General features: G+C 43.0%; 1 protein-coding gene. It reads right to left on the minus strand.

All coding sequences use genetic code 11. From position 1 onward, the window contains the following. Nucleotides 1-52: 52 nt before the first annotated feature. A complete protein-coding gene (locus QUB61_RS39485) occupies nucleotides 53-880 on the minus strand; it encodes an aminoglycoside phosphotransferase family protein (RefSeq protein WP_333136935.1) in 828 nt (275 codons plus the stop codon). Nucleotides 881-1,355 lie beyond the last annotated feature (475 nt).

A 1,355-nucleotide genomic window follows, 5' to 3' on the forward strand; every position in this document is an offset into this window, starting at 1 on the left:
CCTTCAAATGGACTTATTTGGGCAAAGCATTGAAGCAATAATCAATGGTAGGTTAACTCCCGCCTACTTCTACTAGCCAAATTTGCATATAACTGGCAATCAGTGTTCCCAAATCAAAAGCTGGGTCTCCCCAAGTGGAGCGCTCCCAGTCAATAACGCGCACGATGCTGTCACCCGATTGCTCCCAATCCGCGTGCAAGAGGATATTATTCAACTTCAGGTCATTGTGCGTCAGGCAACAGGGAGCGAAAGCACTGCCCAATTCTGCGATCGCCTGTCCTAAGCTATCGTACCGCTGATAGAGCGCAAAGAATTTCAGCCCATCTGCAGGCACTTGACCAAAAATTTCTGGCCCAATCCGTTCTAGCCCCCCAATCAATTTAGGCACCTGGTAAGTGGTTAGATTATTAGGTTTTGGAGAGAAGAATTCCTGATATTCTTTGCGGTTGAATGTGTCGCGATGGACGGTGGCTAGGATGGTTGCGATCGCTGAGGCAATTTTAGCCGGAAAAATATTCTCCTTCCTGTAGAAATCTGCTAAATCTCGATACTTATCCAGGTAGCTGAAAATAATAATGGAATGCTCGATGTCAAAATTTAGCACCACCGACATCCACGGGAGAATGTGGCCCAGTTCTGAAAATTGCTTAAAAAACTCTTGAATTCGCCATTCACTCAAAAACTCGCCTGCTGCCTTACCATCTTGATTGTGTCGTTCTTGCTTGACGAGGAGCTTACGACCATCTGATAAACTCAGTAACAAATTAAAGTTTTTGGCAGCGATCGGTTCAACCTTGCTGAGAGCTTGGTCTGAACGATCGCAGAAACCATGCTCAACTAAATAATCGAAAACGTTATGAGAGTTTAACAAAAATGTCATAAGCCATGAAGGTATAGATACCAAGAAAAAAAGATATGTAAAATCAGCAGAATTAATATCTACCGACTCTGTTGCTATGATTCAATCTTCTGGGGAACGGGGTATGGTATGCCAAGAGGGTACCAAGTCAATCGGTTAACCAAGCTTTCCGTCTGCTCAGTAGACAACGATGACAAAGGCTCTTCTGAATCAAGAACTTGGTTCCGTCGTGCAGTCGCATTAGAAACGGCTTCAGCCACCAGGTCAGTAATTTCAATTTGACTGTGGTACTTTCTTTTGCTTGAGTTCATTCGTACTGCTCTCTTAAATTGCGACTGTAGGTACGATTAAGCTATGGATAGCTCATTCCCCACTTTGATATTCCCCCATCTCATACCATTTTTATAAAGTTATGATAGACTTACATAAAAAGTAAAGGAGAACATTAAAATGTCTGGTCGTCCTCATATAACGATTGCCGAATCTGTAGAAGTAT

This window comes from Microcoleus sp. C2D2 (genome assembly GCF_036702495.1).
Classification (GTDB): domain Bacteria; phylum Cyanobacteriota; class Cyanobacteriia; order Cyanobacteriales; family Microcoleaceae; genus Microcoleus.